The sequence below is a fragment of the Phyllobacterium sp. MT110 genome, from assembly GCF_058792715.1.
Genome location: NZ_JBXAFE010000003.1, coordinates 235,225 through 254,993, shown reverse-complemented (window position 1 = coordinate 254,993; position 19,769 = coordinate 235,225). Strand labels below are relative to the sequence as shown.

The following is a 19,769-nucleotide window of genomic DNA, read 5'->3' as shown; positions in this document are numbered from 1 at the left end:
GACACATGACAAGACATAACCGGACACGGCGGGCAGGGCTTCTGTTTGCCGGCACAACCCTCAGCATTGCGCTTCTGCCAATCGCAGCCATGGCGGAAGAATCCATCGTCCTCAAGGAAATCGTCATCGATGGCGGCAACGGCACGGCGACCGGCCCCGTCAACGGCTACGTCGCCAAGAAGACCACCGCCGGTTCGAAATCCGCCCTGCCGATCACCGCCATTCCCCAGTCCGTTTCCGTGGTAGGCCAGCAGGAACTGCAGGATCGCGGCGTCAAGAAAGTCGATGAAGCCCTGCGCTATACCGCAGGCATCACCGCAGCGCCCTTCGGCGAAGATCCCGACACGGACTGGATTTTCATTCGCGGCTTCCAGGCCACGCAAAGCGGCGTTTTCCTCGATGGCCTGCCGCTCTTCGGTTATGGCTTCGGCGGATTCCAGATCGATCCCTTCATGCTTGAGCGGGTTGAAGTCCTCAAGGGCCCCGCTTCGGTTCTCTATGGTGGTGCCAATCCCGGCGGCATCGTCAATATGGTGAGCAAACGTCCGGAAAAGGATCGCTTCGGCCGGATCGAGACGGGTGTCAACCAGTACGGCAATGCCTATCTCGGCGTCGATGTCGGCGACAAGCTCGATGAAAACGGCATCTGGACCTACCGCTTCACCGGTCGGATCGCAGGCGGCGAACAGCAGACGGATTTCGCCAAGGATTTCCGCGGCTCGCTGATGCCACAGATCACCTATGCGCCATCAGCCGACACAAAAGTCACCGTGTTCGGCCAGTTCTCCGCCCTCGACCAGACCCATGCGGGCGGCGGGTTCCTGCCTTATTACGGCACCGTCAAGGACGCGGCATTCGGCAAGATCAGCCGCAAGGCGAACTTCACCGAACCAGGTATCGATGACGGCCAGAACCGCCAATATCTGTTTGGCTACGAAGCGGAACACACATTCGACAATGGCTGGAAGCTCAGCCAGAATGTACGCTACGGCCACCAGAACAAGAAGGAAACCAGCCCCTATCCCTATGGCTATGTTGATCCGGCCTTCCCCTATGGCGGCGGTCTGAAGCCGACAACACCCGACAATCTCCTCTACCGGATCGGCTTCAACCACGATACGAAGGTCGACACGTTCCTGATGGACAACCGGGCCGAGAAGCAATTCACCACCGGCGCGCTCGAACACAATTTCCTGTTCGGCGTCGACTACAAATATTTCAAGATCGACCAGGTGCAGGCATCGGGCGGTGCAACGCCGATCAGCGCCAGCAATCCGGTCTATGGTGCCCCGCAGGGCCCGACCAGCGTCTATCTCGATCAGGTGTTGAAGATGAACCAGATTGGCGTCTACACGCAGGATCAGATGCGGTTCGGCGATGGCTGGCTGATGACCCTGAACGGCCGCTATGACTACGTCAACATCGCGTCGGATTCCGCCGAAGGCCCGTTCTTCCCGCTTGGCCCGACCTATGACTACAACAAGAGCGCCGTCAGCGGCCGCGTCGGGCTCGGCTATGAATTCTCCAACGGCGTGACGCCCTATGTCAGCGCGGCAACCTTCTTCAATCCGGTGATTGGCGTCACCCTTGGCGAACCGCTGAAGCCGGAAGAGGGCTATCAGTTCGAAGCGGGTGTCAAATACGCCCCGGATTTCGTTGACGGCTTGCTGACGGCATCCGTGTTCCAGATCACCAAGCAGAATGCGCTTTCACGCATTCCCGGCACCTTTATCGACACGCAGCTGGGCGAGGTCAAATCGACCGGGCTGGAACTGGAAGGCAAGGTCAACATCGACCAGAACTGGATGGCCCTGGCATCGCTGACCGTGCTCGATATGGAGATCACCAAGGACGAGGACCCGGCATTGATCGGCAACTGGCCGACAATCGTCCCGAAAGTGTCCGCCGCGTTCTGGCTGGATTACACGGTTGACCAGGGACCGCTGCAAGGGGTCAATCTCGGGGCAGGGGTCCGCTATCAGGGCGAGTCCTACGCCAACAAGGCCAACACGCTGAAGGTTCCCGGCGCCACCTTGTTCGATGCCGCTATCCGCTACGAAAAGGACAGCTGGGGCGTCGCTCTCAATGTCACCAATCTTTTCGACAAGGCCTATGTCAAGGGCTGCGACGGCGAGGCGGTCTGCGGTTATGGCGACGGCCGGACGATCACGCTTTCAGCCCACACCAAATGGTAGTTGCACAGCCCTTGTAGAAAACGGCCCATCCGGACACCCGCCATGCATGTCGCATGGCGGGTGTTTTGTTTGATGGGCCTCCTGACTCGTTTTGTCAGGAGGTGGTTTGAAAACCAGTTTGGATCACCATATAAGGAAAACCATTCTTCCAATGACGGTTCAGGCCTCCTGTTTCATTCTACCGGAGACGTCGCAACCGAAAATTCCGTCCGGATAGACCCCATGTCCTCAGCCATATCTGTTTCCAATCTGCATAAAACCTATGATTCCGGGTTTGAAGCACTCAAGAACATCAATCTCGACATTCATCACGGTGAAATCTTTGCCTTGCTCGGCCCCAACGGCGCCGGCAAGACGACGCTGATCAGCACCATCTGCGGCATCGTCAATCCGACATCCGGCACGATCCTTGCCGATGGGCATGACATCCAGAAGGAATATCGTGCGGCGCGCACCAAGATCGGCCTGGTGCCGCAGGAATTGACGACTGATGCCTTCGAGACGGTATGGAACACGGTGAGTTTCAGCCGCGGTCTGTTCGGAAAGCCGTCCAAACCCAGCCATGTCGAGAAGATCCTGAAAGACCTTTCGCTCTGGGACAAGAAAGACAACAAGATCATCACCTTGTCCGGCGGCATGAAGCGCCGCGTCATGATTGCCAAGGCTCTGTCGCACGAACCGGAGATCCTGTTCCTCGACGAGCCAACCGCCGGTGTCGACGTCGAGCTGCGCCGCGACATGTGGAATGTTGTGCGCGCTTTGCGCGAGTCCGGCGTGACCATCATCCTGACGACCCATTACATCGAGGAAGCCGAACAGATGGCGGACCGCATCGGCGTCATCAGCAAAGGCGAGATCATCCTGGTCGAAGAAAAGCACGAACTGATGCGCTCGCTGGGCAAGAAGCAGCTGCGCCTGCATTTGCAGGAAGAGCATTCTGCCGTACCCGACACCCTGGCCAAGTACGGGCTCGAACTGGCCGCCAGCGGCAGCGAGCTGATCTACAGCTACGATGCGCATGAGGACAAAACCGGCATTGCCTCCCTGCTCAAGGATCTGGACAAGGCAGGCATAGGGTTCAACGACATTCAGACGAAGCAAAGCTCTCTCGAGGAAATCTTCGTCAATCTGGTGAGGGAACGCAAATGAACCTTTACGCGATCCGTGCGATCTATCTCTTTGAAATGCATCGTACATGGCGCACGATCATGCAGAGCATCATCTCGCCTGTCATTTCCACCAGCCTGTACTTTGTCGTCTTCGGTTCGGCCATTGGCGGGCGCATTCCCGAGATCAATGGCGTCAGCTACGGTGCGTTCATCGTACCGGGACTGGTCATGCTGTCGCTGCTGACGCAGAGCATTTCCAACGCGTCCTTCGGTATCTACTTTCCCAAATTCACCGGGACCATCTATGAATTGCTGTCGGCACCGGTGTCCTATTTCGAGATTGTCATCGCCTATGTCGGCGCGGCGGCGTCGAAATCAATCATTCTCGGCGTGATCATTCTGGCAACGGCCGCCTTGTTCGTGCCGTTGCGGATCGAGCATCCCTTTGTCATGGTGCTGTTTCTCGTGCTCACTGCGGTGACATTCAGTCTGTTCGGCTTCATCATCGGCATATGGGCCGACGGCTTTGAAAAGCTGCAGCTGGTGCCGCTGATGATCGTCACGCCGCTGACGTTCCTGGGCGGCAGCTTCTACTCCATCGACATGCTTCCGCCGTTCTGGCGCACGGTCACCCTGTTCAATCCCGTCGTTTATCTCATCAGCGGCTTTCGCTGGAGTTTTTACGGCTTGTCCGATGTGCACATCGGAACCAGTCTTGCCATGACATTGGTGTTCCTCATCGTCTGCATTCTGATTGTGCGCTGGATGTTCAAAACGGGGTACAGGCTGAAAAGCTAGGCCTATTCTTCCCAGCGCTGGAAGGGATCGCGATCATCCGTCGTATGATTGCGCTCCTCGGCGCAAAGGAAGGCCGCCGGGATTTCTTCCGGCTTCAGCACGGCAAAGCGGGCCGGATCAGGCTCGACGACATCTGCCGGGCCGCTTGGTAAAACAGGCTGCTTGAACAACACCTTTACAGTTGGCCCCATACGCATTCCCCGTGTCCCGCACGCATAAGCTCTGGCGAAGGCCTGCATGATGCAGGAAAGACCCGCCGGGAGTCGAGTCCCTTCAGTGCCCCCAGAATCCATAGACAACGAGTGCCACGAACAGGGTGACAAACGCGGCAAAGGCGATATGCAATTTCACCAGAACGCTCTTGGTTCCTGATATTCTGGCCTGCAACGGCCGCGTCTTTTCCGGACGGGACCGCAGCCGCATCCGCGCCAGCATGTCGTCCAGGGCCTTGCACCCGTCCAGTTCATCCTCATGCGAGGCGATGAAGCGAAACAGAGCGGCATCAAACAGGAGGTAGCCGGTGAGCAACAGGGTGATGAGCCCGCCCATCATCATCAGGGGCCACAGGCCGGCAAGCACAGCGCCGCCCTTGTCGGCGATGAGCGACGTTGCCACCATAAGAACGCAGGTCAGGACCCCATAGGTTACTGCGCGATGTCGCAAACGATGAGCAAACTCAGCAGCATCTTCCTCCATGACAATTCCTTCCTCCGGCCCTAACGCATGGCATTCTATGGCCAATCGGAAGCGGCCACAATCGGAGCCTTGAACGATCGGTCCGCCACGCAAGATGGTTCGGCCCCGGCCTCACGCAGTTTCCATTGCTTCTGGAAAACATGCCTGACGGCGCCCGTCACGGTTGTGCAACATATCTTTCTGCACTAGGCCCTACCCAGCGATCCGATCAATTTTGAGGGAAATGCCACTCTTCCCATGCTGGCGCCCAATTTCTGCAGCACCACAGGGAGCAACAAGGCCGACAGGCCCTATCGTTCAGGCCGCTTGCCTGAGCGGACGTCAAGAAGAAGAAAAGGAAAATAACAAAATGCCAGGATTCCGTTTTGCCATTGCGGCTGTGATGACCGTGTTCATGGCCTTCTCGATCTCCGCCTGTTCGGACAACGAGGCCACCCAGCGCAAGGCATTCATCGACTTTCTGCAGACGCGCATTGTCGACAAGAAGGGCGTGAGCGTCCCGCAATTGACCACGGAAGAAACCAAGTCTCTTGGCAGTTATGCAGCACAATACAAGATCATCACCGATTTTCATGCGGCGATGAACGAAAAGATCAGCAAACCCATGGAAGCGCTTGCTGCCAAAGGCGCAATCACCTCCATCGACGATGCCATGAACCGCAAGGATGATATCAAGTCCGCCTATGCCGGCCTCAGCATGCTGCGCACGACCATGGATGAAGAACAGAGCGTCGCCGACAGGGCCCATGCGGCGCTGAAGCAGCCGGAAGACCTCAAGCCCGTCTTCGACAAGGCCTATGAAAAGACCGTGAGCAATCTCGCCAACACCTACAAGGAAATCTTTCCGGCCACAAGCGAGACCTTCGACATCCTCCTGAAGGTTGTCGATTTCGTCGATCAGAACAGGGACAAGATCACCATCTCCGGCTCGATGTTCGAAGTGTCGGATCCCACCATCCAGGCGCAGTTGAACATCCTGCTCGATCAGGTCAATGCCAAGGGGCAGGCGATGTCCGACGCGCAGCGGAAAATGCGCGCGGCCATCTACGGAAACTAGCCGACCCGGCCCCGCGCGGCGACGGGGGTAATGTCGACAACCTCGTCGCCTGATATCAGCACCACGCTGTCGAACAGATTGGAGACCACGCAGGCGTGATTGGGAATGATCCGCACCCGGTCACCGATCTGCGGCTTGGGTTTGCACGCCGACACGTCGATCGTCCCGTGCTCCTCGCTAAGCGAGGTGATCACCGCATCGGGAAATTCGACAATCCGCCCGAACCCTTCCATGCCGAACGTATCGCTCGACAGCGATTTTGAGCCGGCATCGATGACCGCGCGATTGTCCGTCGGGCGGCTGACCACGGTTGCCAGAACGGTGAGGGCGCAATCGTCCCAGGTGCCGGCATTCTTTGCCACCTGAAACCGGTCCATATAGATATATGTGCCGGGCCGATGTTCGGTGGCCGCCGTCACCTCGTGAGCGCGCCACATATCGGGCGAACCGCCGTTGGAGATGATGCGCGGATCAAGTCCCGCATCGACCGCTTTCTGCTTTGCCGCTGCCAGCCATGCCTGGTTCTCCTGCACGCCACCCGCTTTCGGATAGGTCATGAAACCGGCAAAGCGAAGACCGTCGGCGGCGGCGATCACTTTCGCCAGCGCAACCGCGTCATCGGGTGTCTGCACGCCGCAGCGACCCATGCCCGTATCGCATTCCACCAGAACCTCGAGCGGCTTCGCCGAGCCGGCAAAGGCCGCGGCAAGACCGCTGACGGTTGCGGCGCTGTCCGCCGTCACCGCAAGCGTGATCCGTCCGTGCAGGGCAACGAGCCGGTCGAGCTTGGCTTTGCCGATGATATTGTAGGGAATGAAAATGTCGGTCAAACCGGCATCGGCCATCACCTCGGCCTCGCCCAGCTTCTGGCAGGTGATGCCGACAGCGCCAAGTTCCACCTGCCGTTTGGCAAAACGCGGCAGCTTGTGCGTCTTGATATGCGGGCGCACGCGCAGCCCATGCGCATCGGCATAGGCCTGGAAGCGCTGCAGGTTGGCATCGGCCCGGTCCACATCGATCAGGACGGCAGGCGTATCAAGGTCGGACAGTTTCAATTCTCAGTCTCCAAGCGGAAGGTTGGGTGCATCGCTCTTTTGCATGCCCTGAAGATTCTTGATCCGGCGCATGCGTTCCACTGCGGGCGCGCCGATTTTTTCCGCCACGCTCATGGCCAGCATATCGGTGAGGGCAAGCAGGGCATAGCGGGCAGGTGAGGGCCGGTAGACATTCGTGCCTTCTTCGATGTGAAAAGGCAAGACCAGTTGCGCCGCGGCCGCGAGGGACGACTTAGCCGCCGTGAAGGCAATTGTCTTTGCCCCGTAGCGCCCGGCAATGGTCACCGCGTCGATGACCGGCTTGACTTCGCCGGACAGGGAATAGGCGACGATGACCGTATCCCTGTTGCTGGTAGCAGCGGTCATCTGCTGCATTTCACCATCGATATGGGAGGAGGCCGGAAGACCCAACCGGAACAACCGGTTTTCGAGTTCGGTCGCGGCCATCGACGAGGCACCGCCCGACCCGTAGGCACGAACCATGCCGGCACCGGCAACGATAGCCGCGGCGCGGTCGAGACTTGCCCGGTCGATGAGATTGGTCACCGTTTCAATCGCACTGACGGCACTGGTTGCTATGATGGACGGAATGCCATGGCTCGCCGAACCATCGGCGGCATTGACCGAGATGAACCGCCCGGCAACCGCCAGGGACTGGGCAAGTCCCACCTTGAAATCGCGGGTGCCTTCGAAGCCGAGCGAGCGGCAGAAACGGGTAATCGTCGGCTCGCTGACCCCGGCCTTTTCCGCCAGCTTTTCGATGGACGCATGGGTGGCAAAATCCGCATCCGCCAGAACGGCGGCCGCCACCCTTTGATCGGAGCGCTGGCCATTCTCGGCGATCTCGCGCAACCGGGCAACGATGTCAAAAAGCGGCGAAGCCATGTCAGATCCGGTTTCCGGTTTTCCCGTCGAAGACGTGCACCTTGCCGGGATCAACCGTCAGCATCATCTGGCTGCCCGGCTCCGGCGCGATGCGATCACGGAACACCGCGCGCACATCCACGTTGGCAATCGTGCCGAAAAGATGCGTTTCCGAGCCGGTCGGCTCGATCACGGCAACTTTATAAGGGAAACCCTGACCGCTGGCCGCCAGGCGGTAATGTTCCGGACGGATGCCCACCTCAATCGGCTGACCGGAAGCGGCCGTCGTATCACCAACCGGGATCGCGAAACCGTCCGATGTCCGCATCCGCACCATCCCGTCACCCCGCTCCAGCGTACCGGGAATGAAGCTCATGGCGGGCGAGCCAAGGAAACCGGCGACGAATTTGTTGGCGGGCTGGTCATACAGTTCGAGCGGCGAGCCGATCTGTTCGATGCGGCCGCCATTCATCACCACGATCCGGTCCGCCATGGTCATGGCCTCGATCTGGTCGTGCGTCACATAGACGATGGTTGTCTTGAGCTGCTGATGCAGCGCCTTGATTTCCGTGCGCATCTGCACGCGCAGTTTTGCATCCAGATTGGACAGCGGTTCATCGAACAGAAACAGGTCGGGTTCCCGCACGATGGTCCGGCCCATGGCAACGCGCTGGCGCTGGCCGCCCGAAAGCTGGCGCGGCAGCCGGTCGAGATAGTTGTGCAGGTTGAGCGTTTCCGCTGCCTTGTTCACCTTGGCATCGATAACGCTTCCCGCCTCGCGCCGGATTTTCGGGCCAAAGCCGATATTCTTGCGCGTCGTCATATGCGGGAACAGCGCATAGCTCTGGAAGACCATTGAAATGTTGCGCTGCTGCGGCGCGAGGCCATTGGTCAGGCGATCGCCGATCCATAGCTCCCCCGAAGAAATATCGTCGAGACCGGCAATCATGCGCAGAAGCGTGGACTTGCCGCAGCCGGAAGGGCCGATGAGAACGAGGAACTCGCCGTCACGCACCTCAAGATCGATGCCATGCAGAACGCTCATGGCTCCGTAGGATTTGACGAGTTGTTTGATCTGAAGTCCGGCCATGTCAGTCTTCTCCCGCAAGAACGTCGTTGATGAAGCGCAGATTGCCTGACGTCAACCCGGCATCCACGGCCAGCGCCGTGCCTGTTATTCCAGATGCTGCCGAGGAAGCCAGAAACAGGACGGCATGTGCCACTTCTTCCGGTGTCACCATGCGCCCGAGCGGATAGTGCGGCAAGACTTTCGCCAGGAGTTCCGGCTGACTGGCGAGGCGATGATCCCATGCGGGTGTGCGCACCGAGCCGGGGCAGACCGCATTGGCTCGGATGCCATACCGTCCGCGCTCCACGGCCAGCGCCTTCACATAGGAGATAAGCCCGGCCTTGGCAGCCGAATAGGCCGGGTTGCCGAAATGCAACAGGCCATTGACCGACGATATGAACACCACATTGCCGCTGCCGCGTCTGGCCATGGCTTCGACGACCGGCGCCGTCACATGAAAGGCACCATTTAGGTTGACCGCAATCTCGCGATCCCAGACGTCGCCATCCACCTGATCCAGTGTTTCGCCGCGGGTGAAGCCGGCATTGTTGACCAGCACGTCAGGCGCACCGTTCTCGCCGATGAAATCACCGACGGCCTTTGCGATGCCGGCGCGGTCCGTGAGTTCAAAAACAAGACGATGGGCGAGGGGCAGGTTTTCCAATGCCGCATCCGTCCTGTCGGCACCCGAGACGACGGCCCCCGCAGCGGTGAAGGCTGCAATCAATGCCTGGCCGATACCGCCTCCGGCACCGGTGATCAGCACCTGCCTGCCTTTTAGTCCATAGAAATCATGCAAATTGGGTGAGGTCATTGCGCGTTCATCTGTTCCCGTATCATTGGCCCGCTTCTGCGGACAATCTCTCGCGGATTCTACCGCCTGTTGCCCAGCTAATGGCGATGCGTGAAAAAAAGCAACATAAAAATACATCAAAACGATGCAAAATTCGCTTGCATGAAATTAAATTACATTTGAAGATAGAGAGGCTGGTTGGAAGAAGCGGCTTGCGGGAGGCGAAGGAGCCTACCCGCCGAAGACGGTTCGCGGACACAAACAAACGCCGTGTGACTGCGGCGATAACAAGGGGAATGACAATGACGTTCAAACAGAAACTATGCCTTCTTGCCGGAGCAAGCATCGTTGCCTTCAGCAGCAGCGCCTTTGCCGCAAGCACCGTGCGTGTCACCATCGCCGAATACAGCAAGGGCACGGGCCCTTATTTCCAGGAAGCGGCCAAGGCGTTTGAAGCCGCCAATCCCGATGTCAAAATCCAGATCGAGGTCGTGCCGTGGGACAGCCTGCAGCAGAAGCTGACCACCGATATTTCGGCCGGCGCCAATGCCGATCTTTCCATCATCGGCACACGCTGGCTGCTCGACTATGTGTCGGAAGGCATCGTTGCGCCGCTTGACGAGCACATCAAACCGGACTTCAAGGCCCGCTTCATCGACACGTTCCTGACGCCGTCGGTCATGAACGGCAAGGTCTACGGCCTGCCGGTCGCCGCCTCGGCGCGCGCGATGTACTACAACAAGGATATTTTCGCCAAGGCCGGCATCAGCGCGCCGCCCGCGACGTGGGCTGACTTCAAGACCGATGCGGAAAAGATCAAGAAGCTCGGCGGCGAGACCTATGGTTTCGGTCTGCAGGGCAAGGAAATCGAGACGGACGTCTATTTCTACTACGGCATGTGGTCGAATGGCGGCGAAATCGTCAAGGGTGGCAAATCCGGCCTCGATTCAAAGGCGGCCATCGACACCGCCAAGCTTTACAAGAGCTTCATCGATGAGGGCCTGACCCAGCCGGGCGTGACCTCCTATTCGCGTGAAGATGTGCAGAACCTGTTCAAGCAGGGCAAGGTGGCAACGGTCATCACCGCACCGTTCCTCTCCGGCCAGATCAAGACCGAAGCGCCGAAGCTCAACTATGGCGTGGCACCCATCCCGGCGGGTCCGGGCGGCGACAAGGGCACCTATGGCGTAACCGACTCCATCGTTCTGTTCGAGAATTCCAAGAACAAGGAAGCGGCCTGGAAGTTCCTTGACTTCATCTTCACCAAGGAACAGCGCACCAAGTTCGACAAGATCGAAGGCTTCCTGCCGGTCAACGCGGAAGAAGCGAAGGACCCTTATTTCGCCGATAATGCCGATCTGAAGGTCTTCACCTCGCTGCTGCCAAATGCCCGGTTTGCACCGGTCATTCCGGGCTGGGAGGACATCGCCAAGACAACGTCCAATGCCGTGCAGAAGATCTATCTTGGCCAGGGCGAGGCCGAGGCAACGCTGAAGGAAGCGGCTGCCAAGATCAACGCGACGCTGAAATAAGCCGGCCGCGGGAGAGCGGCCTAGCCGCTTTCCCGCTCCGTCCTTCAGACGCCATATTCTCCGGTCCCATATTCTCCGGTCAAGGAACGCACGCTTATGCAACGGGCAACGGCCCCCTATTTTCTCATCCTGCCCAGCTTCATTCTGGCAGCCGCCATCATCCTCTGGCCGCTGAAGGAAATCGTCTCGCTGTCGCTGCACGACGTGAACCGTTTCGGCATGCTGCGCGAGTTCGTCGGGCTTGAGCATTTCCGCGTGCTGTTCGCCGATCCGGATTTCATCGCCGCAACCTGGCGCACGCTGGTCTGGACCGTTTGCGTCGTGCTTGGCACGCTGATCGTATCGGTCCCCATCGCGCTGATCCTCAACGAGGATTTCTATGGGCGCGGCATTGCCCGCATCCTCATCATGCTGCCCTGGGCGATCTCGCTGACCATGACCGCCGTGGTCTGGCGCTGGGCTCTCAACGGCGAAAGCGGCATGCTGAATTCGGCGCTGCGTGATCTCGGCCTGATCGGCAGCAATATCCAGTGGCTGGCCGAGGCGTCCACCGCCTTTCCGATGCAGATCCTGATCGGCATCCTCGTGTCAGTGCCGTTTACGGTGACCATCTTCCTCGGCGGCCTGTCGTCGGTTCCCGATGATCTCTATGAGGCGGCGGCCACGGAAGGGGCAGGGCGCTGGGACCAGTTCCGACTGATCACGCTTCCCCTGTTACGGCCCTTCATCAATATCGCGTTCGTGCTCAACACGATCTACGTCTTCAACTCTTTCCCGATCATCTGGGTGACCACGCAGGGCGGGCCTGCCAATTCGACCCATATTCTCGTGACCTATCTCTACGAGCTCGGCTTCCGCCTGGGGCGCCTCGGCGAGGCAGCGGCGATCTCGCTGATCATGTTCGCCATCCTTCTGGTCTTCACGCTCATCTATGTGCGGCTGGCCATGCGCGAGGAGAAGGCATGATGAACAGCAAGCTCAAGCGCTCCCTCCTGTTCTGGCTGTTCCTGTCGCCGATCGTCGTGGTGATCCTCTTTCCCTATGTCGTCATGACGATCACCTCGCTCAAATCGGCAACGGAAGTGCTCAACCCAACCTGGTGGCCGGAAGAGCTGCACTGGCAGAACTTTTCGGAGATGTGGCAGACCTCCGGCATTGCGTCGGCGCTCGCCAATTCGCTCTATGTATCGACGCTGTCGACCTTGCTGACCATCGTCGTCTCCATTCCCGCCGCCTATGCCCTCAGCCGCTACCAGTTTGCCGGCCGCAACGCCTACCGGCAATTTCTGCTCGTCTCGCAGATGCTGTCGCCCATCGTGCTGGTCATCGGCCTGTTCCGGCTCGTGGCCAATGCCGGGATGATCGACAACCTGAATGTGCTTGTCATCATTTATACGGGCTTCAACATCGCCTTCTGCGTGTGGATGCTGCAGAGCTATTTCTCCACAATTCCACGCGATCTCGAAGAAGCCGCATGGATGGAAGGGGCAAACCGCTGGCGCACACTGCGCAGCGTCTTCCTGCCGCTCGCCGTCCCGGCAATGGTCGTCACCGCCATCTTCACCTTCATCAATGCCTGGAACGAGTTCGTCATCGCGCTCACCATGCTGCGCAAGGAAGAGAACTACACCCTGCCGATCCGCGTGCTGTCGCTTGTCGCCGGCCGCTACACGGTCGACTGGCACTACGTCATGGCTGCGGCATTTGTGGCATCCGTTCCGGTCGCCATTCTCTTTGCGTGGCTGCAGCGCTATCTGGTGCGCGGGCTTTCCATCGGCGCCGTCAAGTAACCAAGCACAGGAATTGAACATCATGACAAAACAGCATTTCGGATCATCGCATGTGCCGCTGTCACCGGCCGTCCGCGCCGGGGATTTCATCTACATTTCCGGCCAGGTCCCGGTCGGCGCCGATGGCACCGTCATCACCGGCGGCATCGAAGCACAGACAAAGCAGGTGATGGAGAATATCAGGACAGCGCTGGCGCTGGCCGGTGCGGATCTGTCCGATGTGGTGAAGACCTTCGTCATTCTCGAAGATGCGCGCGAGTTTGCCGCCTTCAACAAGACCTACGCGACCTATTTTCCGCAGAACCCGCCAGCCCGCACCACGATTGAATCGCGCCTGATGATCGACATCAAGATCGAAATCGAAGCCATTGCCTACAAGCCCCTCTGATACATAAAGAACAGGCATTTCCATGCGCATCTTCACCGCCTCCTTCGCGACGGAAACCAATACGTTTTCGCCGGTTCCAACCGACCGCGCCAGTTTTGAAATGGCCTTCTATGCGGGTCCCGGCGAACACCCGGAAACACCGACGCTGTGCTCGGCTCCCATGGTGGTTCTGCGCCGCCGCGCACGGGAGGAAGGCTTTGAACTCATCGAGGGCACCGCGACCTGGGCCGAACCCGGCGGGCTTTTGCAGCAGCGGGCCTATGAGGAATTGCGCGACGAAATTCTCGGCCAGCTGCAAGCGGCTTTGCCTGTCGACGCGGTCATTCTTGGCCTGCACGGGGCCATGGTCGCCCAGGGCTATGATGATTGCGAAGGCGATCTGCTCGAGCGCATCCGCGCGATTGTCGGCCCTGACGTGCTCATTGCATCGGAACTTGATCCGCACAGCCATCTGACACGCAAACGCGTGGAAAATTCCAACATTCTCGCCGCCTTCCTAGAATTCCCGCATACGGATTTCTACGAGCGCGGCGAACACGTCGTCGATCTCGCGCTGCGCACGCTGCGCGGCGAGATCAAGCCGGTCATCTCCACCTTCGATTGCCGCATGATCGGGGTTTTCCCGACGAGCCGCGAACCGATGCGTTCCTTCGTCGACCGTATTCAAGCCTTGCAGGGCAAGAACAATATTCTCTCCATCTCACTGATCCATGGCTTCATGGCGGGCGACGTGCCGGAATTGGGCACACAGGTCATGGTCGTCACCGACAATGATGCACCGCGTGGCGAGGCATTGGCTGAATCCCTCGGCATGGAAATTTTCGGCATGCGCGGCCGCACCGCCATGCCGATGCTCGATACGGAAGCCGGGCTCGACAAAGCTGTGGCTCTGGCTGCGCAAAGGACCGGAAAGCCGGTGGTTGTCGCCGATGTCTGGGACAATCCGGGCGGCGGTGTTGCCGGAGATGGCACGCTGATCCTGCGCCGCATCATCGAACGCGGCATCGATAACGTGGCCGTGGCAACGATCTGGGATCCGATTGCCGTCACGTTCTGTCTCGCAGCCGGCGAGGGCGCACGGATTCAGCTGCGCTTCGGCGGCAAGGCGGGGCCGGATGGCGGCGCACCGCTGGATGCCCGGGTGGAAGTCGTGAAGGCCGTGCAGGAAGGCTGGCAGAGTTTTGGCAAAAGCCGGGTCACCCTTGGACCGGCCGCCGTCATTCGTCTCGAAGGCACGGATATCGAGGTCATCCTCAATACCAATCGCACCCAGACATTCGAGCCTGACATTTTTTCCAATCTTGGCATCGAACCCGCTGCCAAGGATATCCTGCTGGTCAAGTCGACCAACCATTTCCATGCGGGTTTCGAGCCGGTCGCAGCCGAGATCATCTATATCGATGCGGGCGCGCCCTATCCATCGAACCCGAAGAAGACCGATTACCGGAAATTGTCCCGCGAAATCTGGCCGCGGATCGACATGCCATTCTGATCGGCATGCAACCTGCTGCTACCGGCCCTGCCGGTAGTAGGCTTCCAGCGCCGCCAATCCCGCCTTCAGTTCTTTGGCGCCGCGTTCGCCGAGCCTGGCAAAGAGCTCGGCCTCATAATCGTGCGCCATCGTCGCCAGATGCTGATACGCCTTGCGTCCCGCAGGCGTCAGTTCCAGATGTTCCGTGCGGCGGTCGGCGTCGTCGCGCTTGCGCTTGAGCCAATGGCGCTGCTCCAGTGAAAACACCGCCCGGCTGACCTTTGTCTTGTGCATGGATGAATGTGCACCGATGGCCGTCGCCGACAGCGCCCCGAATTGACCAAGCGTTGCCAGCGTGCGCCATTCCGGCCGCGTCAGGCCATATTCATCACGGTACTGGCTGGCAAAGCGCTGGCTGATCGCCTCCGCTGCCTTGTTCAGCCGGTAGGGAATGAAATCCTCCAGCACCAGCGGCGACATTGCCGCCTCATTCTGTTTCCCGGTCATTTGATCTCCTTTGCCGTTGATAGTTACAAAAAAGATCGTCACAAATGCAACTAAATAGATCGGGAGGATTGATCATGACCCTTCACTACATACCGGGCTTCGGCAATGACTTTGAAACCGAATCGCTCCCCGGCGCGCTGCCGCAGGGGCAGAACTCGCCGCAGCGCTGTGCCTATGGTCTCTACGCGGAACAGCTCTCCGGCTCGCCCTTCACCGCGCCGCGCGGCATCAACGAACGCTCCTGGCTGTACCGCATCCGGCCGTCAGTCAAACATTCGGGACGTTTCACGCCCACGTCGCGCAAGGACTGGAAGACTGCGCCCAATCTTGACGATCACGAGCTGCCCATCGGCCAGCTGCGCTGGAATCCGACACCCATGCCGCAGGAGCCGGTGAATTTCATCGACGGCATCCGCACCATGACCACGGCCGGCGACGTGCACGGCCAGACCGGCATGGCCGCCCATGTCTATGCGTTCAATCGCGACATGGAGGACGACTACTTCTTCAATGCCGATGGCGAAATGCTGCTGGTGCCGGAAAAGGGCCGCCTGCGGGTATTCACCGAGATGGGCATCATCGAGATCGAGCCCTCGGAAATCTGCATCATCCCACGCGGCATGGTGTTCAAGGTCGCTGCCCTTGACGGCGAAGCCCGCGGCTATATCTGCGAAAACTACGGGGCGAAATTCGCGCTGCCGGATCGCGGGCCGATCGGCGCCAATTGCCTCGCCAACCCGCGCGATTTCAAGACGCCCGTTGCCGCCTATGAGGACAAGGAAACCCCGTGCCGCCTGCATGTGAAATGGTGCGGCAAGTTCTATCGGACGGATCTCGGCCATTCCCCGCTCGACGTGGTGGCATGGCATGGCAATTACGCGCCGTATAAGTACGACCTGCGCACCTTTTCGCCGGTGGGCGCCATCCTCTTCGACCATCCCGATCCGTCGATCTTTACGGTACTGACCGCGCCATCCGGCGAGGAAGGCACCGCCAATGTGGATTTCGTCATTTTCCCGCCGCGCTGGCTGGTTGCCGAACACAGCTTCCGCCCGCCATGGTATCATCGCAACATCATGTCGGAATTCATGGGATTGGTTTATGGTCAGTACGACGCCAAGGAGGAGGGGTTCGTTCCGGGAGGCATGAGCCTGCACAACATGATGCTGCCGCACGGGCCGGATACGATGGGCTTCAACAAGGCATCGACTGTGGAACTGAAGCCGCACAAGCTGGAGAATACCCTGGCCTTCATGTTCGAAACCCGTTTCCCGCAGCATCTCACGCGGTTTGCGGCGGAACTGGACTCGCTGCAGGACAATTATGCCGATTGCTGGACGGACCTGAAGAAGCGGTTCAACGGCACACCCGAAGGAGACTGGTCCGAATGAAACTTGCATCTTTGAACAATGGAACGCGGGACGGCAGGCTCGTCATCGTGTCCAGGGATTTGACCCGTTTCACCGATGCGTCGTTTCTCACACCCACCCTGCAATCCGCACTCGACAACTGGGCGCGCATTGCACCGCATCTGGAAGCGCTGGCCGAAAGCCTCGACCACGGGGCCGTCCCTTCCGAGCGTTTTCATGAGCACGAGGTGCTGTCACCATTGCCGCGCGCCTTTCAATGGGCGGATGGATCGGCCTACGTCAACCATGTCGAACTGGTACGCAAGGCCCGCGGGGCGGAGATGCCCGAGAGCTTCTGGACCGATCCGCTGATCTATCAGGGAGGCTCCGACAGTTTTCTCAGCCCCCGCGCGCCGATCGTCATGGCCGACGAAGCCTATGGCATCGACATGGAAGGCGAAGTGGCTGTCATTGTCGACGATGTGCCTATGGGTGCGACGCCCGATCAGGCACGCAGTGCCATCCGCCTCATCATGCTGGTCAACGATGTCAGCCTGCGCGGGCTGATCCCGGCGGAACTCGCCAAAGGTTTCGGTTTCTTCCAGTCGAAACCCTCTTCGGCTTTCTCGCCGGTTGCGGTCACGCCGGATGAACTGGGCGAGGCGTGGGACGGCGGCAAGGTGCATCTGCCGCTCAGTGTCGACTACAATGGCAAGCCGTTCGGCCGGGCCAATGCGGGCCTCGATATGACCTTCGATTTCCCGGTTCTGATTGCCCACGCGGCCAAAACCCGTCCGCTGTCGGCGGGTACGATCATCGGTTCCGGCACCGTTTCCAACAAGCTGGATGGTGGACCGGGCAAACCCGTCGCGGAGGGCGGGGCAGGCTATTCCTGCATCGCGGAAATCCGCATGATCGAGACGATCAATCACGGCGCCCCGAAGACGGCATTCATGCAGTTTGGCGACACGGTGCGCATTGAAATGAAAGACAATGCCGGCCATTCCGTTTTCGGCGCCATCGAGCAGCAGGTGACACGCTATCAAACGGACTCCGAGTGATGAACGGGCTCGTCCTCTTTGACTATTGGCGCTCGTCGGCAAGCTACCGGGTGCGGATTGCCCTGCAAAGCCTCAAGCTGAACTATGAAACCGTTCCGGTTAATCTGCTGAAGGGCGAGCACAAACAACCGGACAATCTGAGCCGCAACCCGCAAGGCCTCGTTCCGACGCTGGCCATGGACGGCAGGATGATGACACAGTCTCTGGCCATCATCGAATATCTCGATGAGATTTATCCTGATGCGGCGTTTCTCCCGCCCGATCCGGCAGGCAGGCAACGCGTGCGGGCGCTGTCCTATGCCATTGCCATGGATATTCACCCGGTCTGCAATATGGGTGTGACCGCGCATGTCATGGATATCACCGGGGGCGGCGATGCAGCGCGCGGCGCCTGGATGCAGAAGTTCATCGCACAAGGACTGGAAGCCTTCGAACGGCTCCTCGACAATCCGGATACCGGCAAGTTCTGCCATGCCGACAAGCCGGGCATGGCCGATTTCTGTCTTGTGCCGCAGGTCTACAATGCCCGCCGCTGGGGCGCTGATATCTCAGGGTTGAAACGGGTCAATGCCATCTCCAGTCGCTGCGAAAAACTCAAGGCGTTCGTGGCAGCACATCCGGATAAAGCCAAGCCTGACGTATAGACATTGTTGACACATTAAGCGGAACCCGTCATTGTATCGACAATGATGATACAAGGAGTTGACTATGCGTGTGACCGTGAAGAAATGGGGGAACAGTGCTTCGGTGCGCATCCCGGCCGCTGTCATGGTTGCAGCGCGGCTGCAACTCGACACGGTGGTTGATGTGCGTGAAGAAGATGGCCTGATCATCATCGAGCCGGTCCGTCAGGCCGAATATGACCTGGATCAGCTGATCGAGGGCGTCACATCCGAGAACATGCATTCCGAAGCCGACTTTGGCACTGCCGTCGGCAAGGAATCCTTTTGATGCCGGCCTACGTACCCGATGCCGGTGACATCGTGTGGCTGCATTTCAATCCCCAGGCTGGTCATGAACAGGCCGGACATCGTCCCGCCGTCGTGCTCAGCCCTGCCAGTTATAATGGCAAGACCGGGCTCATGCTGTGCTGCCCCATGACCACGCAGATCAAAGGGTATCCGTTCGAAGTGCTGATCGCAGGTGAACGGCCAGGCGTAGTCCTCGCCGATCAGATCAAGAGTCTCGACTGGCGCGTTCGGCGCGCAATGCACAAGGGTAGCGTGTTGGCAGCAGAACTTGCCGAAATCCGCAGCAAGGCCGCCGCATTGATCGGCAAGCGCTAGAGACAACGCCTATTCGGCTTCTACACGGCCTTCCGGCCAAATGCGGGCCACTTCGCTTTTCAGTGCAGCAATGCCTTCGAAAACATCGCTCATATCCATCTGCAGAACATCAGCAGCATAGTGCAATTCCTTGCCATCCTGGAGCCGGTTTACAACCCATCCAAGTTTGCGTTCGATGTCCTGACCATAGGCCTTTGTGGTCTTTTGGACAGCTGCATCGGGAATAGACCCATAACGTCGAACCAACATTCCAAGATCGATCGCATCACGATATGCAATCGACCGGTCGTGGCAGCGATCTGCATTCGCCAGGAGCTTTTCGGCGAACATGTCCGCGACAACAAGAGTGGAGATGCCGATCTGCTCATCGAAATGGCCCTGCACGTCGATGCGCGCTTCGCGGATAATCTCAAATTTTATGGTCTGGCCATGCAACAGCAAGGCGGCCCGCAGGCCATACTGGTCAATCTTGAAGCTGCGCAAGGATTCAACCGGTTCCGGGAAAAACGCCCGCAATCCCTTTTCCACCGCGGCTGAACGCAGCTCACGGTATCCATCCGCATCGGAGCAGAGAAAATCAACGTCCAGGGATTGCCGGTATTCGCCAAGTTTGAGAACAATTGCCGTGCCACCACCAAACCAGCAATGATTGGCAGACAGGAATGCATGATCCATCAGCCCAAGCGCTTCAACGATGACGCGATGTTCCTGTCTCTTGAATTCCCGCATGACTTTCCGATCACGTTTTC

At 59.1% G+C, this 19,769-nt stretch carries 22 protein-coding genes; 14 read left to right on the top strand and 8 right to left on the bottom strand.

All coding sequences use genetic code 11. The annotated features are described in order from the left end of the window. The first annotated feature begins 5 nt into the window (after nucleotides 1–5). From AC1Q5O_RS16375 to AC1Q5O_RS16365, 3 genes are all read left to right on the top strand, one after another. The gene (locus AC1Q5O_RS16375) at nucleotides 6–2,195 is read left to right on the top strand and encodes a TonB-dependent siderophore receptor (RefSeq protein WP_492564318.1); all 2,190 of its coding nucleotides are present in this window, start codon (nucleotides 6–8) and stop codon (nucleotides 2,193–2,195) included. Nucleotides 2,196–2,417: 222 nt separating this feature from the next. Then, nucleotides 2,418–3,344 carry an ABC transporter ATP-binding protein gene (locus AC1Q5O_RS16370; protein ID WP_346306191.1) on the top strand — a complete coding sequence of 309 codons (927 nt, stop codon included), beginning with the start codon at nucleotides 2,418–2,420 and terminating at the stop codon, nucleotides 3,342–3,344. Next, nucleotides 3,341–4,102, top strand: coding sequence for an ABC transporter permease (locus AC1Q5O_RS16365; RefSeq protein ID WP_288192161.1), 762 nt, complete (start codon nucleotides 3,341–3,343; stop codon nucleotides 4,100–4,102). The genes AC1Q5O_RS16370 and AC1Q5O_RS16365 overlap by 4 nt, the downstream gene beginning before the upstream one ends. A gap of 2 nt (nucleotides 4,103–4,104) precedes the next feature. On the opposite strand, the gene AC1Q5O_RS16360 is transcribed toward AC1Q5O_RS16365, so the two are convergent. Then, nucleotides 4,105–4,299, bottom strand: coding sequence for a hypothetical protein (locus tag AC1Q5O_RS16360; protein ID WP_492564316.1), 195 nt, complete (start codon nucleotides 4,297–4,299; stop codon nucleotides 4,105–4,107). 76 nt (nucleotides 4,300–4,375) lie between these two features. Further along, nucleotides 4,376–4,798, bottom strand: coding sequence for a hypothetical protein (locus AC1Q5O_RS16355; protein ID WP_464664741.1), 423 nt, complete (start codon nucleotides 4,796–4,798; stop codon nucleotides 4,376–4,378). 349 nt (nucleotides 4,799–5,147) lie between these two features. Here AC1Q5O_RS16355 and AC1Q5O_RS16350 point away from each other — a divergent pair, with 349 nt between their 5' ends. Continuing rightward, on the top strand, nucleotides 5,148–5,855 hold the full coding sequence (locus AC1Q5O_RS16350) for a DUF3053 family protein (RefSeq protein WP_492564313.1): 708 nt from the start codon (nucleotides 5,148–5,150) through the stop codon (nucleotides 5,853–5,855). On the opposite strand, the gene AC1Q5O_RS16345 is transcribed toward AC1Q5O_RS16350, so the two are convergent. From AC1Q5O_RS16345 to AC1Q5O_RS16330, 4 genes are read right to left on the bottom strand one after another with little or no spacing between them, the layout of a single operon-like run. Next, entirely contained in the window at nucleotides 5,852–6,910 is a 1,059-nt protein-coding gene (locus AC1Q5O_RS16345) for a D-TA family PLP-dependent enzyme (protein ID WP_492564311.1), read from the bottom strand. The genes AC1Q5O_RS16350 and AC1Q5O_RS16345 overlap by 4 nt on opposite strands. 3 nt (nucleotides 6,911–6,913) lie before the next feature. Further along, on the bottom strand, nucleotides 6,914–7,795 hold the full coding sequence (locus tag AC1Q5O_RS16340) for a MurR/RpiR family transcriptional regulator (protein ID WP_346306186.1): 882 nt from the start codon (nucleotides 7,793–7,795) through the stop codon (nucleotides 6,914–6,916). Nucleotide 7,796: 1 nt separating this feature from the next. Further along, complete coding sequence (locus AC1Q5O_RS16335) at nucleotides 7,797–8,864, bottom strand: ABC transporter ATP-binding protein (protein WP_492564309.1); 1,068 nt, start codon at nucleotides 8,862–8,864, stop codon at nucleotides 7,797–7,799. Nucleotide 8,865: 1 nt separating this feature from the next. After that, entirely contained in the window at nucleotides 8,866–9,657 is a 792-nt protein-coding gene (locus AC1Q5O_RS16330; protein WP_492564307.1) for an SDR family oxidoreductase, read from the bottom strand. Between the two features lie 281 nt (nucleotides 9,658–9,938). On the opposite strand from AC1Q5O_RS16330, the gene AC1Q5O_RS16325 reads away from it, so the two are divergent. The 5 genes from AC1Q5O_RS16325 (at nucleotide 9,939) to AC1Q5O_RS16305 (ending at nucleotide 14,838) form a co-directional block, all read left to right on the top strand. Continuing rightward, entirely contained in the window at nucleotides 9,939–11,168 is a 1,230-nt protein-coding gene (locus tag AC1Q5O_RS16325) for an ABC transporter substrate-binding protein (RefSeq protein ID WP_403181714.1), read from the top strand. Nucleotides 11,169–11,264: 96 nt separating this feature from the next. Continuing rightward, entirely contained in the window at nucleotides 11,265–12,134 is an 870-nt protein-coding gene (locus AC1Q5O_RS16320) for a carbohydrate ABC transporter permease (RefSeq protein WP_403181708.1), read from the top strand. Beyond that, nucleotides 12,131–12,958, top strand: a complete 828-nt coding sequence (locus AC1Q5O_RS16315; protein ID WP_288192171.1) for a carbohydrate ABC transporter permease — start codon at nucleotides 12,131–12,133, stop codon at nucleotides 12,956–12,958. The genes AC1Q5O_RS16320 and AC1Q5O_RS16315 overlap by 4 nt, the downstream gene beginning before the upstream one ends. Before the next feature lie 19 nt (nucleotides 12,959–12,977). After that, the gene (locus tag AC1Q5O_RS16310; RefSeq protein ID WP_463012862.1) at nucleotides 12,978–13,346 is read left to right on the top strand and encodes a RidA family protein; all 369 of its coding nucleotides are present in this window, start codon (nucleotides 12,978–12,980) and stop codon (nucleotides 13,344–13,346) included. A gap of 22 nt (nucleotides 13,347–13,368) precedes the next feature. Continuing rightward, on the top strand, nucleotides 13,369–14,838 hold the full coding sequence (locus AC1Q5O_RS16305) for a M81 family metallopeptidase (protein ID WP_492564304.1): 1,470 nt from the start codon (nucleotides 13,369–13,371) through the stop codon (nucleotides 14,836–14,838). Nucleotides 14,839–14,856: 18 nt separating this feature from the next. On the opposite strand, the gene AC1Q5O_RS16300 is transcribed toward AC1Q5O_RS16305, so the two are convergent. Next, nucleotides 14,857–15,324 (bottom strand): MarR family winged helix-turn-helix transcriptional regulator, encoded by a 468-nt coding sequence (locus AC1Q5O_RS16300; protein WP_492564302.1) that lies wholly within the window; start codon nucleotides 15,322–15,324, stop codon nucleotides 14,857–14,859. 74 nt (nucleotides 15,325–15,398) lie between these two features. On the opposite strand from AC1Q5O_RS16300, the gene hmgA reads away from it, so the two are divergent. The 5 genes from hmgA (at nucleotide 15,399) to mazF (ending at nucleotide 19,020) form a co-directional block, all read left to right on the top strand. Next, the gene (gene hmgA, locus AC1Q5O_RS16295) at nucleotides 15,399–16,715 is read left to right on the top strand and encodes a homogentisate 1,2-dioxygenase (RefSeq protein WP_492564300.1); all 1,317 of its coding nucleotides are present in this window, start codon (nucleotides 15,399–15,401) and stop codon (nucleotides 16,713–16,715) included. Continuing rightward, nucleotides 16,712–17,734, top strand: coding sequence for a fumarylacetoacetate hydrolase family protein (locus AC1Q5O_RS16290; RefSeq protein ID WP_492564298.1), 1,023 nt, complete (start codon nucleotides 16,712–16,714; stop codon nucleotides 17,732–17,734). Before hmgA ends, AC1Q5O_RS16290 begins: the two co-directional genes overlap by 4 nt. Then, a complete protein-coding gene (gene maiA / locus AC1Q5O_RS16285) occupies nucleotides 17,734–18,378 on the top strand; it encodes a maleylacetoacetate isomerase (protein ID WP_492564296.1) in 645 nt (214 codons plus the stop codon). The genes AC1Q5O_RS16290 and maiA overlap by 1 nt, the downstream gene beginning before the upstream one ends. A gap of 64 nt (nucleotides 18,379–18,442) precedes the next feature. Next, a complete protein-coding gene (locus AC1Q5O_RS16280) occupies nucleotides 18,443–18,685 on the top strand; it encodes an AbrB/MazE/SpoVT family DNA-binding domain-containing protein (protein ID WP_223614623.1) in 243 nt (80 codons plus the stop codon). Continuing rightward, the gene (gene mazF / locus AC1Q5O_RS16275) at nucleotides 18,685–19,020 is read left to right on the top strand and encodes an endoribonuclease MazF (protein WP_492564293.1); all 336 of its coding nucleotides are present in this window, start codon (nucleotides 18,685–18,687) and stop codon (nucleotides 19,018–19,020) included. The genes AC1Q5O_RS16280 and mazF overlap by 1 nt, the downstream gene beginning before the upstream one ends. 9 nt (nucleotides 19,021–19,029) lie before the next feature. Here mazF and AC1Q5O_RS16270 read toward each other — a convergent pair whose 3' ends face one another. Further along, a complete protein-coding gene (locus AC1Q5O_RS16270) occupies nucleotides 19,030–19,749 on the bottom strand; it encodes a nucleotidyl transferase AbiEii/AbiGii toxin family protein (RefSeq protein ID WP_492564291.1) in 720 nt (239 codons plus the stop codon). Nucleotides 19,750–19,769 lie beyond the last annotated feature (20 nt).

Excerpts from the sequence above, each read along its gene's own strand:
- AC1Q5O_RS16375 (WP_492564318.1), top strand. The coding sequence starts at position 6 with ATGACAAGACATAACCGGACACGGCGGGCAGGGCTTCTGTTTGCCGGC.
- AC1Q5O_RS16370 (WP_346306191.1), top strand. The coding sequence starts at position 2,418 with ATGTCCTCAGCCATATCTGTTTCCAATCTGCATAAAACCTATGATTCC.
- AC1Q5O_RS16365 (WP_288192161.1), top strand. The coding sequence starts at position 3,341 with ATGAACCTTTACGCGATCCGTGCGATCTATCTCTTTGAAATGCATCGT.
- AC1Q5O_RS16360 (WP_492564316.1), bottom strand. The coding sequence starts at position 4,299 with ATGCGTATGGGGCCAACTGTAAAGGTGTTGTTCAAGCAGCCTGTTTTA.
- AC1Q5O_RS16355 (WP_464664741.1), bottom strand. The coding sequence starts at position 4,798 with ATGGAGGAAGATGCTGCTGAGTTTGCTCATCGTTTGCGACATCGCGCA.
- AC1Q5O_RS16350 (WP_492564313.1), top strand. The coding sequence starts at position 5,148 with ATGCCAGGATTCCGTTTTGCCATTGCGGCTGTGATGACCGTGTTCATG.
- AC1Q5O_RS16340 (WP_346306186.1), bottom strand. The coding sequence starts at position 7,795 with ATGGCTTCGCCGCTTTTTGACATCGTTGCCCGGTTGCGCGAGATCGCC.
- AC1Q5O_RS16335 (WP_492564309.1), bottom strand. The coding sequence starts at position 8,864 with ATGGCCGGACTTCAGATCAAACAACTCGTCAAATCCTACGGAGCCATG.
- AC1Q5O_RS16330 (WP_492564307.1), bottom strand. The coding sequence starts at position 9,657 with ATGACCTCACCCAATTTGCATGATTTCTATGGACTAAAAGGCAGGCAG.
- AC1Q5O_RS16325 (WP_403181714.1), top strand. The coding sequence starts at position 9,939 with ATGACGTTCAAACAGAAACTATGCCTTCTTGCCGGAGCAAGCATCGTT.
- AC1Q5O_RS16320 (WP_403181708.1), top strand. The coding sequence starts at position 11,265 with ATGCAACGGGCAACGGCCCCCTATTTTCTCATCCTGCCCAGCTTCATT.
- AC1Q5O_RS16315 (WP_288192171.1), top strand. The coding sequence starts at position 12,131 with ATGATGAACAGCAAGCTCAAGCGCTCCCTCCTGTTCTGGCTGTTCCTG.
- AC1Q5O_RS16305 (WP_492564304.1), top strand. The coding sequence starts at position 13,369 with ATGCGCATCTTCACCGCCTCCTTCGCGACGGAAACCAATACGTTTTCG.
- AC1Q5O_RS16300 (WP_492564302.1), bottom strand. The coding sequence starts at position 15,324 with ATGACCGGGAAACAGAATGAGGCGGCAATGTCGCCGCTGGTGCTGGAG.
- hmgA (WP_492564300.1), top strand. The coding sequence starts at position 15,399 with ATGACCCTTCACTACATACCGGGCTTCGGCAATGACTTTGAAACCGAA.
- AC1Q5O_RS16290 (WP_492564298.1), top strand. The coding sequence starts at position 16,712 with ATGAAACTTGCATCTTTGAACAATGGAACGCGGGACGGCAGGCTCGTC.
- maiA (WP_492564296.1), top strand. The coding sequence starts at position 17,734 with ATGAACGGGCTCGTCCTCTTTGACTATTGGCGCTCGTCGGCAAGCTAC.
- AC1Q5O_RS16280 (WP_223614623.1), top strand. The coding sequence starts at position 18,443 with ATGCGTGTGACCGTGAAGAAATGGGGGAACAGTGCTTCGGTGCGCATC.
- mazF (WP_492564293.1), top strand. The coding sequence starts at position 18,685 with ATGCCGGCCTACGTACCCGATGCCGGTGACATCGTGTGGCTGCATTTC.
- AC1Q5O_RS16270 (WP_492564291.1), bottom strand. The coding sequence starts at position 19,749 with ATGCGGGAATTCAAGAGACAGGAACATCGCGTCATCGTTGAAGCGCTT.